The 13,855-nt window shown below is 71.3% G+C and carries 14 protein-coding genes; all 14 read left to right on the plus strand.

Annotated features, from left to right (window positions below):
* Positions 1 to 59 precede the first annotated feature (59 nt).
* Positions 60 to 599 (plus strand): phage tail tape measure protein, encoded by a 540-nt coding sequence (locus ACXAGF_RS05750; RefSeq protein ID WP_475015164.1) that lies wholly within the window; start codon positions 60 to 62, stop codon positions 597 to 599.
* Between the two features lie 10 nt (positions 600 to 609).
* Complete coding sequence (locus ACXAGF_RS05755) at positions 610 to 1,248, plus strand: phage distal tail protein, Rcc01695 family (protein ID WP_475015166.1); 639 nt, start codon at positions 610 to 612, stop codon at positions 1,246 to 1,248.
* Positions 1,245 to 2,135, plus strand: a complete 891-nt coding sequence (locus tag ACXAGF_RS05760; protein WP_475015168.1) for a DUF2163 domain-containing protein — start codon at positions 1,245 to 1,247, stop codon at positions 2,133 to 2,135. Before ACXAGF_RS05755 ends, ACXAGF_RS05760 begins: the two co-directional genes overlap by 4 nt.
* Positions 2,128 to 2,571 (plus strand): NlpC/P60 family protein, encoded by a 444-nt coding sequence (locus ACXAGF_RS05765; protein ID WP_475015171.1) that lies wholly within the window; start codon positions 2,128 to 2,130, stop codon positions 2,569 to 2,571. Before ACXAGF_RS05760 ends, ACXAGF_RS05765 begins: the two co-directional genes overlap by 8 nt.
* Positions 2,572 to 2,582: 11 nt before the next feature.
* Positions 2,583 to 6,428, plus strand: coding sequence for a baseplate multidomain protein megatron (locus ACXAGF_RS05770; protein ID WP_475015173.1), 3,846 nt, complete (start codon positions 2,583 to 2,585; stop codon positions 6,426 to 6,428).
* Positions 6,429 to 6,445: 17 nt separating this feature from the next.
* Complete coding sequence (locus tag ACXAGF_RS05775) at positions 6,446 to 6,655, plus strand: hypothetical protein (protein ID WP_475015176.1); 210 nt, start codon at positions 6,446 to 6,448, stop codon at positions 6,653 to 6,655.
* Between the two features lie 114 nt (positions 6,656 to 6,769).
* Positions 6,770 to 7,024, plus strand: coding sequence for a hypothetical protein (locus tag ACXAGF_RS05780; protein ID WP_475015178.1), 255 nt, complete (start codon positions 6,770 to 6,772; stop codon positions 7,022 to 7,024).
* 52 nt (positions 7,025 to 7,076) lie between these two features.
* Positions 7,077 to 7,748 (plus strand): two-component system response regulator FeuP, encoded by a 672-nt coding sequence (feuP, locus tag ACXAGF_RS05785; protein ID WP_475015180.1) that lies wholly within the window; start codon positions 7,077 to 7,079, stop codon positions 7,746 to 7,748.
* Positions 7,738 to 9,159 carry a sensor histidine kinase gene (locus tag ACXAGF_RS05790; RefSeq protein WP_475015181.1) on the plus strand — a complete coding sequence of 474 codons (1,422 nt, stop codon included), beginning with the start codon at positions 7,738 to 7,740 and terminating at the stop codon, positions 9,157 to 9,159. The genes feuP and ACXAGF_RS05790 overlap by 11 nt, the downstream gene beginning before the upstream one ends.
* Positions 9,160 to 9,243: 84 nt before the next feature.
* Entirely contained in the window at positions 9,244 to 9,696 is a 453-nt protein-coding gene (locus tag ACXAGF_RS05795) for a hypothetical protein (RefSeq protein WP_475015183.1), read from the plus strand.
* 98 nt (positions 9,697 to 9,794) lie between these two features.
* Positions 9,795 to 10,925, plus strand: a complete 1,131-nt coding sequence (gene ccmI, locus ACXAGF_RS05800; RefSeq protein ID WP_475015184.1) for a c-type cytochrome biogenesis protein CcmI — start codon at positions 9,795 to 9,797, stop codon at positions 10,923 to 10,925.
* The gene (gene ccmE, locus ACXAGF_RS05805; protein WP_475015186.1) at positions 10,922 to 11,374 is read left to right on the plus strand and encodes a cytochrome c maturation protein CcmE; all 453 of its coding nucleotides are present in this window, start codon (positions 10,922 to 10,924) and stop codon (positions 11,372 to 11,374) included. Before ccmI ends, ccmE begins: the two co-directional genes overlap by 4 nt.
* Positions 11,371 to 13,362 carry a heme lyase CcmF/NrfE family subunit gene (locus tag ACXAGF_RS05810; RefSeq protein WP_475015187.1) on the plus strand — a complete coding sequence of 664 codons (1,992 nt, stop codon included), beginning with the start codon at positions 11,371 to 11,373 and terminating at the stop codon, positions 13,360 to 13,362. The genes ccmE and ACXAGF_RS05810 overlap by 4 nt, the downstream gene beginning before the upstream one ends.
* Positions 13,359 to 13,844, plus strand: coding sequence for a cytochrome c-type biogenesis protein (locus ACXAGF_RS05815; protein WP_475015189.1), 486 nt, complete (start codon positions 13,359 to 13,361; stop codon positions 13,842 to 13,844). The genes ACXAGF_RS05810 and ACXAGF_RS05815 overlap by 4 nt, the downstream gene beginning before the upstream one ends.
* Positions 13,845 to 13,855 lie beyond the last annotated feature (11 nt).

The following is a 13,855-nucleotide window of genomic DNA, read 5'->3' on the forward strand; positions in this document are numbered from 1 at the left end:
TCGGCCGCCGAAGGTCTTCGGACGCCGCCGCATTTTTCAGTCTTCACGGAGCGATGAGGATGACGGAAACGGACGCTCGGCCGCTGGCCGAAACGGTCGAGGGCGCCGAGGCGCTGCACGCGGTGTTCGCAGACCTGGAGGGGCGTTCGCGCGCCTTCGGCGAGGCGCTTTCGAGCGCGCTGCGGTCGGCGGTGGTCGACGGCCGCGGCCTCGAGCAGGTGCTGAAGGGGCTGGCGTTGCGGATCAGCGACATCGGGCTCGCCGCCGGGCTGAAGCCGCTGCAGGGGCTGCTCGGCTCCGCGCTTTCCGGCCTCGCCGGCGCGGCGACGCCCTTTGCCAAGGGCGGCGTGGTGGCGGCGCCGACCTATTTTGCCAGCGGCGGCGGCCTGGGCCTCATGGGCGAGGCCGGCGCCGAGGCGATCCTGCCGCTGCAGCGCGGCCCGGACGGGGCGCTCGGGGTTGCGGCGGCCGCCAGCGGCGGGGCGACGCACATCACCTTCAACGTCACCGCGGCCGACGCGGCGAGCTTCACCCGTTCGCAGGGCCAGGTCGCGGCCATGCTGACGCGCGCGGTCGGGCGCGGCCAGCGCGGCCTTTGAGGGGAACGCCATGACCGGTTTCCACGAGGTGCGCTTTCCCTTGCGGATCGCGCTCGGCACCAGCGGCGGCCCGGTGCGGCGCACCGACATCGTCACCCTGTCCAACGGGCGGGAGAACCGCAACCGTCGCTGGCACGACGCCAGGCGGCACTATGACGCCGGGTCGGGGGTGCGCTCGATCGCGGATCTCTATGCCGTGCTCGCCTTCTTCGAGGCGCGCGCCGGGCAGTTGCACGGCTTCCGCTTCCGCGATCCGGTCGACCACGCCTCCTGCGGCCCGGGCGAAGCGGTTGCCGCCCATGACCAGCCCATCGGCATCGGCGACGGGGCGACGGCCGGCTTCCAGCTGACCAAGACATATCGGGACGCCGGCGGCGCCACCACGCGCGCGATCGCAAAGCCGGTCGAGGGAAGCGTCGCCGTCGCGGTGGCGGGAGCCATCGTTCCGGCGGCCGACTACGCCGTCGACCATGCGCGGGGGATCGTCACCTTCGTGCCCGGCGCCATCCCCGGTGAGGGGCAGGAGGTGCGGGCCGGCTTCACCTTCGACGTGCCCGTGCGGTTCGACACCGACCGCATCGACATCGACCTGGCGCAGTTCGATGCCGGCCGGATCCCCTCGGTCCCGCTGGTGGAGATCCTGCCATGAGAACGATCCCGGCCGACCTTGCCGCCCACCTGCAGGGCGATGCCACGACCGTCTGCCAGTGCTGGCGGGTGACGCGCAAGGACGCGGTGGTGCTGGGCCTGACCGAGCACGACCGCGACCTCTCCTTTGACGGGCTGACCTACCGCGCCGCAAGCGGTTTCCAGGCGAGCGACGCGGAGACCGGCGCGGGGCTTGCGGCCGAGGCGAGCGAGATCGCCGGCGGCTTTTCCTCCGAGGCGATCAGCGCCGCCGACCTTGCGGCCGGACGCTATGACGGCGCGCGGGTCGAGGTGTTCCTCGTCGACTGGCAGGATCCGGCGCGGCGCATGTTGCTGCGCGTCGGCGAGGTCGGCGAGGTGAGCCGGGCGGGCGATGCCTTCCGCGCGGAGCTGCGGCGGCTGACCCACGCCCTCGACCAGGTCAAGGGCCGCATCTATGGCCATCGCTGCGACGCGACGCTGGGCGACGGGCGCTGTGGCGTCGATCTCGACCAAAGCGCGTTGCAGGCCGTAGGCACGGTGGCGGCGGTCGTCGACGAGCGGCGGCTGCGCGTGACCGGGCTCGGCGGCCAGCCGGCGCGGTTCTTCCGCCACGGGGTGCTGCGCTTTGCCGACGGGGCCAATGCGGGCCTCGCGGCCGACATCGAGGACCACCGCAAGGACGGCGGAGCGGTGGAACTGACGCTGTGGCTGCCGATGCCCCTTGCCGTCGTCGCGGGCGACCGCTTCACCATCGTCGCCGGCTGCGACAAGAGCTTCGGCACCTGCACGGAAAAATTCGGCAACCAGCTGAACTTCCGCGGCTTCCCGCACATGCCGGGCAGCGATTTCGCCTATGGCTATGCCGACGGCGACACGGTGCACGACGGCAGGCCGCTCCATGACTGAAGATGGCATCGGACCGAGGGTCGTGGCGGCCGCGCGCGGCTGGATCGGCACGCCCTACCGCCACCAGGCCAGCCGCAGGGGCGTCGGCTGCGACTGCCTCGGGCTGGTGCGCGGCGTCTGGCGCGAGCTCTATGGCCGCGAGCCCGAGGCGCCCGGACCCTACCAGCCCGACTGGGCCGACCGGGGCGGCGAGGACCGGCTGCTGGCCGCGGCGTTGCGGCATTTCGGGCCCGCGCTGCCGCGGGAGGGCCTCCGGCCCGGCGACGTGCTGCTGTTTCGCTGGCGGCCCGGCTGCGCGGCCAAGCATCTCGGCATCCTCAGCGGTCCGGAGCGCTTCATCCACGCCTATGAGCAGGCGGCGGTGATCGAGTCCGCACTGGTGCCGGCCTGGCGCCGGCGCGTCTGCGCCGCCTTCCGCTTTCCTGCGACGATCTGACGGACACACCCATGGCGACAATTCTTTTCCAGGCGGCCGGCGCGGCGCTCGGCGGCCTGTTCGGCCCGTTCGGCGCGGCGGCCGGGCGGGCGATCGGGGCGCTGGCGGGATCGGCGGTCGACCGGGCGCTGCTCGGCGGTTCGCCGACCGTGACCGGCGCGCGGCTGCAGGATGCGCGCATTCCCGGGGCCGACGAGGGCGCCGGCATCGCCCGTGTCTACGGCACCGCCCGCGTCGGCGGCACGCTGATCTGGGCGACCCGCTTCGAGGAGGAGGTGACCTCGGAGCGCGCCGGCGGCAAGGCGACGGGGCCGCGGGTCGAGACCTACAGCTACTTCGCCAATATCGCCGTCGGCATCTGCGAGGGGCCGATCGCCGGTGTCCGCCGCGTCTGGGCCGACGGCCGTGAGCTCGACCTGGCGGAGCTGCCGATGCGTATCCACCGCGGCGAGGAGGGCCAGCTGCCCGACCCGCTGATCGAGGCGAAGCAGGGCGCCGGCAACACGCCCGCCTATCGCGGGCTGGCCTATGCGGTGTTCGAGCGGCTGCCGCTCGACGGCTTTGGCAACCGCATCCCGATCCTGCAGTTCGAGGTCCTGCGGCCGACCGGAACGCTGGAGCGCCGCATCCGCGCGGTGACGATCATCCCGGGTTCCAGCGAGCACGGCTACGACCCGCGGCCGGTCACCGAGCGCACCGGCGTCGGCGAGGGGCGCAACATCAACCGCAACAACCGCGTCGCCGCCACCGACTGGACGGCCTCGATCGACGAATTGCAGGCGCTGTGCCCGGGCCTGGCCCGCGTCGCGCTCGTCCTCGCCTGGTTCGGCACCGACCTGCGGGCGGGGCAGTGCCGCGTCGTGCCGGGGGTGGAGGTGGCCGCGCGCGCCGACGAGAGCCGGCCCTGGCGGGTAAGCGGGATCGCCCGCGCCGACGCCCACCTCGTCAGCCGCAGCGGCGGCGGGCCCGCCTATGGCGGCACGCCGTCCGACGCGAGCGTGCTGGCGGCGATCGCCGACCTGAAGGCGCGCGGGCTTGCGGTCCATCTCTATCCGTTCGTGCTGATGGACGTGCCGGCGGACAACGGCCTGCCGGATCCCTATGGCGGTCCGGCGCAGGCGCCCTATCCCTGGCGCGGGCGGATCACCTGCCACCCGGCGGCGGGACAGCCGGGGAGCGCCGACCGGACCGACGCGGCACGGGTCCAGCTCGCGGCGTTCTGCGGCGCGGCCGAGGCCGCCGACTTCGCCGTGTCCGCGACATCGGTCGTCTCCAGCGCGGCGGACGAGGGCTACCGGCGGATGGTGCTGCACTATGCCCATCTGGCGCAGGCGGCGGGCGGCGTCGACGGCTTCATCATCGGCTCGGAACAGCGCGGGCTGACGCAGGTGCGCGACGGGGCCGGGAGCTTTCCCTTCGTCGAGGCGCTGTGCCGGCTGGCCGTCGACGTGCGCGCCATCGTCGGGCCGGACACGAAGCTGACCTATGGCGCCGACTGGAGCGAGTATTTCGGCTATCACCCGGCCGACGGCAGCGGCGAGGTGCATTTCAACCTCGACCCGCTCTGGGCCGCGCCGGCCATCGATGCGGTCGGCATCGACAACTACATGCCGCTGTCGGACTGGCGCGACGGCGATGCGCTGGCCGGCAGCCCCGACGGGTTCCGCGTGGCCGACGACGAGCCGGCGATGCGCGCCACGATCGCCGCCGGCGAGGGCTTCGACTGGTACTACGCCAGCGCGCAGGACCGGGCCGGCCGGGTGCGCACGCCGATCGCCGACGGCCTGGCCGGCCGCAACTGGCTCTACCGCTACAAGGACCTAGCCGGCTGGTGGGCGAACCTGCACCACCCCCGCCTCGGCGGCGCCGAGCAGCCGGCCCCCACCGGCTGGCTGCCGCGGTCGAAGCCGATCTGGTTCACCGAGCTCGGCTGCCCGGCCGTCGACAAGGGCGCGAACCAGCCGAACGTCTTTGTCGACCCGAAGAGCGCCGAGAGCGCACTGCCCTTCTTTTCCGCCGGCGGGCGGGCGGATGCGCTGCAGCGGCGCTTCCTCGACGCCCATCTCGGCTGGTGGCAGGGCAGCGGGCCGGAACCGGGCATGGTCGATCCGGACCACATCTTCTGCTGGGCCTGGGACGCACGGCCCTATCCGGCCTTTCCCGAGAACGAGCGGCTCTGGGCCGACGGGCACAACTGGCAGCTCGGCCACTGGCTCAACGGCCGGCTGGGCGCCACCACCGTCGCCGTCACGATCGCGGCGATCCTGCGCGATCACGGCGTCGACGCGGTCGACGTGTCGATGGTGAGCGGCGACCTCACCGGCTTCGTGCAGGCCGAGCCGGGCTCGGCCCGCAGCCTGCTCGAGCCGCTGCTGGCGGCGTTCCAGGTCGACGCCGTCGAGGATGGCGGCACGCTTCTATTCCGCTCGCGGCTGCGCGCGGCGCTGCCGGAGGCCGTGATCGACGTCGTGGCCGAGCGGCCGGACGAGGCCGCCTTCGAGGAGGTGCGCGGTCACGGCAGCGAGTTCGCGGGCGAGGCCGTGCTCGACCACTTTGCCGACACCGGCGCCTACCAGCGCGTCACCGCCCGGTCGCGGCGGGTGACGGCGCAGACCGAGCGGGCGTTGCGGCTGTCGCTGCCGGCCGTGCTGCATACGGCGGGCGCCGCCGGGGCGGTCGAGGCGATGCTGCGCGACCATCGCGCCGGCCTGCGCCGGCTGACGTTCCGGCTGCCGCCGACGGCGCTGGCGGTCGTGCCGGGCGACGTGGTCCGGCTGGCGGACGGGCCGGCCGGCCGCTTCCTGGTAACGCGGGTGGGCGAGGGGCCGGTGCGCGAGATCGAGGCGCGCAGTTTTGCCGGCGGCGACGTGGGCGTGCCGCCGCCGGCCGGGCGGCCGGGCCGGGCCGGTGTGGGGCTGGAGGCCGCGGCGTTCATGCCCGAGGTGCGGTTCCTCGACCTGCCCTGCTTCGAGGCCGGCCCGGAGGCGAGTTTCGCGCGCGTGGCGGGCTATGCGCGGCCGTGGCGGCCGATGCTGGTGTCGTCCTCGCCGGGAACCGACGGCTACGCGCCGCGTGTGCGGCTGGAGCGGCCGGCGCGGATCGGCGCGTTGACGGCCGGCCTTGAGCCGGGCGTCTGGGGCCGCTTCGACCACGCCCATGCGGTCGAGCTGGATCTGCCGTTCGGCAGCCTGTCGGCGCGGTCGCGCGACGCCGTGCTTGCCGGCGAAAACCGGCTGGCGGTGGCATCGCCGTCGGGGCGCTGGGAGGTGCTCGGCTTTCTTGCGGCCGAGGAGGTGGCACAGCGCCGCTGGCGGCTGGACGGCCTGCTGCGCGGCCTTGCCGGCAGCGAGCGGGCGATGGCGGAGGGCCATCCCGCCGGCAGCGCCGCCGTGCTTCTGGACGGGGCGGTGCGGCCGCTGTCGCTGTCGGCGGACGAAGCCGGCCGCAGCCTCAATTTCATCGTCGAGGCGCGCGGGACCGCCGCGGCCGCGGGGCCGATCGCCTTTGCCGGCGGACTGCGCGCCCGCACCCCGATCGCGCCGGTGCACCTGCGCGGCGAACGGCTCGCAGGCGGCGGCATCCGCTTCTGCTGGACACGGCGCGCGCGCCGCGATGCCGACGGCTGGGACGGCTTCGACATCCCGCTCGACGAGCCGTCGGAGGCGTACCGCCTCGACATCCTCTCGGGCGGCGCGGTGGTCCGCTCGGTGGAGACCGCCGCGCCCTCGTTCGACTATGCGGCGGGCGAGGAGATCGCCGATTTCGGGGCGGCGCAACCGGCCATCACCATCCGCGTCCGGCAGCTCGGGCTCGCCGTGCGGGAGGGCATCGCCGCCGAAAAGACCATTTCACTCTGAGCCGAAAGGAGCGTTCCATGAATGCCGACATCAAGGCCTGGTACCGGTCGAAAACCGTGTGGGGCGGCGTGCTCGCGATCGCGGCCTCCGTCGCCAACCTTGCCGGCTTCGACATCTCCGGCGCCGAGCAGGCCGAGCTCGCCGACAAGGTGACGGCGCTGCTGGCCGCGGCGGGCGGCCTCGTCGCGGTGGCGGGGCGCCTGGCGGCGCGGCGGCGGCTGCGCTGAGGCCTTCGCGCGACCGGCGCGCAAACCGGGGGAAATGATCCTGACATTCATTTGCCATTCAGCGTCGGTGCGTTAATTCTGGCGCCACATTGTTACTGCCATGAAAGTGTGTCCATGACCTCGCCCTTCCTCATCGCCGCGGCGGCGGCCGGCCTGACGGCACTCGCCCCGCCGGCGGCGGAACGCCTGCCGGACGTCCTGCTGGTGGCGGCCGACTGCAGCGAAGCCGCGCGCCAGGTCGTCGCCGAAACGGGCGGCGAACTGCTATCGGCGCAGCCGCGGAATGGTGTATGTGTGGTCACCGTTCTGGTGCCCGGCAAGGGAAGTGCGCGTCCGCGCAAGATCACCGTGCGGGTGCCGATGGAATGACCGGGCGGGCCGGCGCGTGCGTCGCCGACCGGCTGAAGAAGGGAAGCCGAACATGCGCATTCTCGTTGTCGAGGACGACGACAACCTCAACCGCCAACTCGCCGAGGCGCTGAAGGAGGCCGGCTATGTGGTCGACCAGGCGTATGACGGCGAGGAAGGGCACTATCTCGGCGACGCCGAGCCCTACGATGCGGTGATCCTCGACATCGGCCTGCCGGAAATGGACGGCATCACGGTATTGGAGAAATGGCGCGCCGACGGCAAGCGCATGCCGGTGCTGCTGCTGACGGCGCGCGACCGCTGGAGCGACAAGGTCGCGGGCATCGATGCCGGCGCCGACGACTACGTGGCCAAACCGTTCCACGTCGAGGAGGTGCTGGCGCGCATCCGGGCGCTGATCCGCCGCGCCGCCGGCCATGCCAGCTCCGAAATCGTCTGCGGCCCGGTGCGGCTGGACACCAAGGGCTCCAAGGCGACCGTCGACGGCGCGGCGCTGAAGCTGACCTCGCACGAGTACCGGCTGCTCTCCTACCTGATGCACCACATGGGCCAGGTGGTCTCGCGCACCGAGCTGGTCGAGCACATGTACGACCAGGACTTCGACCGCGACAGCAACACCATCGAGGTCTTCGTCGGCCGGCTGCGCAAGAAGATCGGGGTGGACCTGATCGAGACGGTGCGCGGCCTCGGCTATCGCATGCAAGCTCCGACCGATGGCCGCTAAGGCAAAAAGCGGCGCGCGCTCGCTTACCTTCCGCGTGCTGCTGCTTGCCTCGCTGTGGTCGATGCTGGCGCTGGTGGTGATCGCGCTGGTGATTTCGGCGCTCTACCGGCGCAGCGCCGAGGCCAGCTACCGCGACCTGCTGCGCGCGCAGTTGAACAACGTCATCAACTCGGTCTCGATCGACGAGACCTTCCAGCTGACCGGGACCCCGCAACTGGGCGACCTGCGGTTCTCGCAGCCGCAGACCGGCTGGTACTGGATCGTCGAGCCGATCGGCGACAATTTCCCGAGCGAGCCGATGTCCTCCACCTCGCTCGGTTATGGCAGCGTGCCGATCCCGCCGACCGAGACGATTCCCTTCGACACGCGCTATGAGCGCTACTACACGACCGAGGACACCTTCGGGAACACGGTCGAGGTGGTCGAAACCGAGGTGGTGCTGGACCAGGACGGCCGCACGGCGCGGTTCCGCGTCGTCGGCAACCGCAACGTGCTCGAGGGCGACATCAGTCTGTTTTCCCGCAACCTCTACCTCGCGCTGGCGGGCTTCGGCCTGGGCAGCCTGCTGATCAACGCCATGGCGATCCTGATCGGCCTCCAGCCGCTTGACCACGTGCGCAAGTCGCTCGAGCAGATCCGCGCCGGCCAGGCCGAACGGCTCGCCGGCGTGTTCCCGCGCGAGATCCAGCCGCTGGCGAGCGAGGTCAACGCCCTGCTCGACAGCAACCGCCGCATCATCGAGCGGGCGCGCATGCAGGTCGGCAACCTCGCCCATTCGCTGAAGACGCCGATCGCGGTGCTGCTGAACGAGGCGCGCGTGCTCGTCGCGCCGCATGGCGAACTGGTGCGCAACCAGGCGGAAGCCATGCAGAGCCAGGTGCAGTCCTATCTCAATCGCGCCCGCATCGCCGCCCAGAGGGAATCGGTGCTGGCCCGCACGGAGGCGGCGCCGGTCCTGCAGCGGCTGGCGCGGGTGATGCGGCGCCTGAACGCCGAGATCGAATTCTCGCTGGCGATCGAGCCCGAAGACCTGATGATGGCGATGGAGCAGCAGGACGTCGAGGAGATCGTCGGCAATCTCCTGGAAAACGCTGCGCGCTATGCGCATAGCAACGTTGCGATTCGCGCAGGCTTGGCCGCGGACGAGGGCCAGCTCGGCGATGCCCAGCGCAGGCGCTGGATCGTGCTGGAGGTGGAAGACGACGGGCCGGGCCTCGACCCGGACGAGATCCAGGAGGCGCTGAAGCGCGGAAAACGACTGGACGAGAGCAAGCCGGGCACCGGCCTCGGCCTCTCGATCGTGCGGGAAATCACCGCCGAGTATCAGGGAACGCTCACCTTGTCCCGAGGGCGGGGCGGCGGGCTGCTGGCGCAACTGGTGCTGCCCGCGGTGGCAAAGGATGTTGCCTGACAGGGCAGACAGTGCAAGATAGGCGCGCCGCCGCGCGACCACCGGCGGACCAGCAACACAGCCACCAGCCAGAAAAGGCGTGAAATGAAGCGGACTTACCGGATGAGCATGAGATCGCGTGTTGTCGCCGTTCCGGTGGTGGTCGCTTCGATCGGTCTTGCCGGGTGCGGCGCGACGACGGGCCGGACCACGGCCACGGCGAACGCCGCTGCCGGCGCCGCGGTGTCCTCGGAAGCCTACATCTCCGCGCTGCAGGGCGGACTGGTGTCCCGCGCCAAGGGCGTCGACCTGTCGGCGGCCGACCGGCAGCGCGCACTCGAGGCCGAATACCGCGCGCTCGAGGCCGCCCCCGGCGGCCAGCCGGTCACCTGGCAAGGGCGCAACGTCCAGGGGTCGGTGGTCGCGGCGGCACCCTATCAGGTCGGTTCGCAGAACTGCCGGCAGTACAGCCACACGCTGACGGCGGGCGGACGCGAGACCGTCAGCCGCGGCGCCGCCTGCCGCACCGCGGCCGGTACCTGGACGCCGCTGAGCTGACGCGCGGCCACATCGCCGCTTGCGGCGAAACGCCTCAAACGTTTGTGACACCCCGTTTTGCATTTGGAAAAGCGCGGCCGTTCGATTAATTGAGCGGCATGGTTTTCTGGATCCTTGTCGCCGTCATGACCGCTGCCGTCGCGGTCGTCCTGCTGCTGCCGCTGCTGCGTGCCGGGCGGGCTGTCGATGTCGCCGATGCCCATGACGCCGAGGTCTACCGCGACCAGCTCGACGAATTGGCGCGCGACGCCGCCGGCGGGTTGATCAGCGAGGACGAGGCCGAGCTGGCGCGCGCCGAGGTGGCGCGCCGCCTCATCGCCGCCAAGGCCCGCGAGGCGAAGGCGAGCCCGGCCGTCTCCCGGCGGCGCAACCGGCTCGCGCAGGCGGTGGTCATCGTTCTTCTTCCCGCCACCGGGCTCGGTCTCTACCTTGCGAGCGGCCAGCCCGACCTTCCCGCCCGACCGCTCGCCGCCCGGCTGGCCCAGCCGGGCAACGACGTCAACATCCTGATCGCCAAGGCCGAGCGGCACCTGGCCGAAAACCCGGACGACGGGGCCGGCTGGGACCTGCTGGCGCCGATCTATTTTCGCAGCGGCCGACTCGAGGACGCGGCGAACGCCTTCCGCGAGGCGATCCGCGTGCTCGGCAGCACGCCGGAGCGCCTTGACGGCTATGCCGAGACGCTGATTGCCCTTGCCGACGGGATCGTCACCAAGGACGCCCGCGAACTGTTGCAGCAGTCGCAGGCGCTGGCGGCCAACAACCCGCGCACGCGCTTCTATCTCGCGCTGGCGCTGGAACAGGAGGGCAGGCGCGACGCGGCCCGGGCGGCCTATGAGGCCCTCGCCAAGGATTCGCCCGCCGACGCGCCGTGGCTGCCGCTGGTCAACCGTCACATCGCCGCGCTGTCCGACGGGGCATCGCCACCGGCGCCAACGGGGCCGACGGCCGAGGACGTCGCCGCCGCGGCCGACCTTGACGCGGACAGCCGACGGCAGATGATCGCCGGCATGGTGGAGAGCCTCGCCGGCAAGCTGAAGGACGACCCCGACAATTTCGAGGGATGGATGCGCATCATCCGGTCCTACGTGGTGCTGGATCAGAGGGACGCGGCCAAGGAAGCGCTACGCACGGCGCTGACGCGCTTCCCGCCCGATAGCGAGAACGGCAGGCAGTTGCTGGCGCTGGCCGGCGAGCTTGCGATAACGACTGAAGGTGGCGGTCCATGACACGAAAACAGAAGCGCCTGGCCGTCATCGGCGGGGGTGTCGGCTTCCTGCTGGCGGCGGTCCTGCTCGTGATGTTCGCCTTCAGCCAGTCGATCGCCTATTTCTACGTCCCCGGCGATCTTCAGACGACCGACGTGCCGCCCGGCACGCGCATCCGGCTGGGTGGCCTCGTCGAGGTCGATTCGGTCAGGCGCGGCGAGGGATCGACCGTGTCCTTCGTCGTCACCGACACGATCGGCACGGTGCCGGTGAGCTACACCGGCATCCTGCCGGACCTGTTCCGGGAGGGGCAGGGGGTCGTCGCCGAGGGCGCGTTCGTCGCCGGAAGCGAGGTCTTCGTGGCGGACACCGTGCTTGCCAAGCACGACGAGACCTACATGCCCAAGGACGTCGCCGACCGGCTGCAGGAGCAGGGCGTGAAATTGAGCGGCAAGGAGACGATCCGGTGATCATCGAACTCGGCCACTACGCGCTGGTGCTGGTGCTGGCAACCGCGATCATCCAGTCGCTGCTGCCGCTGGCGGGCACGCTGCGCAACGATCCGGCGCTGATGGCGGTGGCGCCGCCGGCGGCGATGGCGGGCCTCGTGCTGACCGTCTTCTCGTTTTCGGTCCTGACCTTCGCCTATGTCACCTCCGACTTCTCTGTGGTCAATGTCTGGCAGAACTCCCATTCGATGAAGCCGATGATCTACAAGGTCTCGGGCGTGTGGGGGAACCACGAGGGCTCGATGATGCTGTGGCTGCTCATCTTGGCCCTCTTCAGCGGGCTGGTGGCGACGTTCGGCGGCAACCTGCCCGAGCGGCTCAAGGCGAACGTGCTGGTGGTCCAGGGCTGGATCACCGCCGCCTTCACCCTCTTCATTCTCTTGACGTCCAATCCCTTCCTGCGCCTCGACCCGGCCCCGGGCGAAGGCAAGGACCTCAATCCGGTGCTGCAGGACATCGGGCTCGCGACCCACCCGCCGATGCTCTACCTCGGCTATGTCGGCTTTTCCGTCTGTTTCTCGTTTGCGGTCGCCGCCCTGATCGACGGCCGTATCGACGCGGCATGGGCGCGCTGGGTGCGGCCCTGGGCGCTGGCGGCGTGGAGCTTCCTGACGGCCGGCATCGCCATCGGCTCCTACTGGGCCTATTACGAGCTGGGCTGGGGGGGCTGGTGGTTCTGGGATCCGGTGGAGAACTCGTCGTTCATGCCGTGGCTCGCCGGCACCGCGCTGCTGCATTCGGCGCTGGTGATGGAGAAGCGCGAGGCGCTGAAGATCTGGACCGTGCTGCTGGCGATCCTGACCTTTTCGCTGTCGCTGCTCGGAACCTTCCTGGTGCGTTCCGGCGTGCTGACGTCGGTGCATGCCTTTGCGACCGACCCGACCCGCGGCGTGTTCATCCTCGGAATCCTCGTGTTGTTCATCGGCGGCGCGTTGTCGCTGTTTGCGTTCCGGGCGCCGATGCTGAAGGCGGGCGGCCTGTTCGCGCCGATCTCGCGCGAGGGTGCGCTGGTCTTCAACAACCTGATCCTGACGACGGCGGCCGCCACCGTCCTGACCGGTACGCTCTATCCGCTGGTGCTGGAGGCGCTGACCGGCGAGAAGATTTCGGTCGGCGCGCCGTTCTTCAACCTGACCTTCGGCTTGCTGATGGTGCCGTTGCTGCTGGCGGTGCCGTTCGGGCCGCTGCTCGCCTGGAAGCGCGGCGACCTGCTGGCGGCCGCGCAGCGGCTGTTCGCCGCGGCGGGCGTCGGCCTCGTGATTGCCGCGCTGGTGCAATGGGCGCATCACGGCGGCGCGGTGCTGGCCTATTTCGGCCTGGCGCTCGGCTTCTACATGGTGGCCGGCGCCGTCACCGACCTCTGGCTGCGCGCGGGCATCGGCAAGGTGGGCGCGCGCGTGGCCGCCAGGCGGCTGGCCGGGCTGCCGCGGTCGGCCTTCGGCACGGCGCTCGCCCATTTCGGCCTCGGCGTCACCGTGATCGGCATCATCGCCGTCACCGCCTTCGAGACCGAGCACGTCGTCGAGATGAAGCCGGGCACGACCGTCGAGGCGGGCGGCTTCACGCTGACCTTCGACGGCATGCGGCAGGGGCGGGGCCCGAACTACACCGAGGAGAGCGGGCATTTCACCGTCGCCCGCGGCGGCGTCGAGGTGACCGAGGTCTTCTCCTCGAAGCGGCTCTACACCGCGCGCCGCATGCCGACGACGGAGGCGGGCATCCGCACCTTCGGTCTCAGCCAACTCTATGTCTCGCTCGGCGATCCGATCGGCGAGGGCGGCATCGTCGTGCGCATCTGGTGGAAGCCGATGATCCTCTGCATCTGGCTCGGTACGATCCTGATGGCGGTGGGCGGCGTCGTTTCGCTGTCCGACCGGCGGCTGCGCATCGGCGCGCCGCAGCGCGCGCGCAAGGCCACGCCTGCGGCGGCGCTGGAGGCGGCGGAATGATGCGCCGGCTGATCCTTGCGGCGATCGTGGCCCTCAGCGCCGGCCCGGCGCTGGCGGTGAACCCGGACGAGGTGCTGGCTGACCCGGCGCTCGAGGCGCGCGCCCGTGCGCTGTCGGCGCAGCTGCGCTGCATGGTCTGCCAGAACCAGTCGATCGACGATTCCAACGCCGAGCTGGCGCGCGACTTGCGCCTGCTGGTGCGCGAGCGCATCGAAAGCGGTGACAGCGACGAGGCGGTGATCGACTATGTCGTGTCGCGCTATGGCGAGTTCGTGCTGCTGAAGCCGCGACTGAAGGCCGAGACGCTGTTGCTGTGGGGCGCGCCGCTGGTGCTGTTCCTCGGCGGCGCCGCTGCGATGGCGCTGTTCGTGCGACGCCGCAAGGGCCAGGCGACCGGGGCTCCGCTGTCGCCGGAAGAGCGGGCGATGCTCGAGCGGATCGTCAATGCGGACCAGGCCGGAACGGACGAAGGCCGCGGCTAGAAAGCGGACCG

The sequence above is a fragment of the Mycoplana sp. ABR4_002 genome (assembly GCF_056159645.1).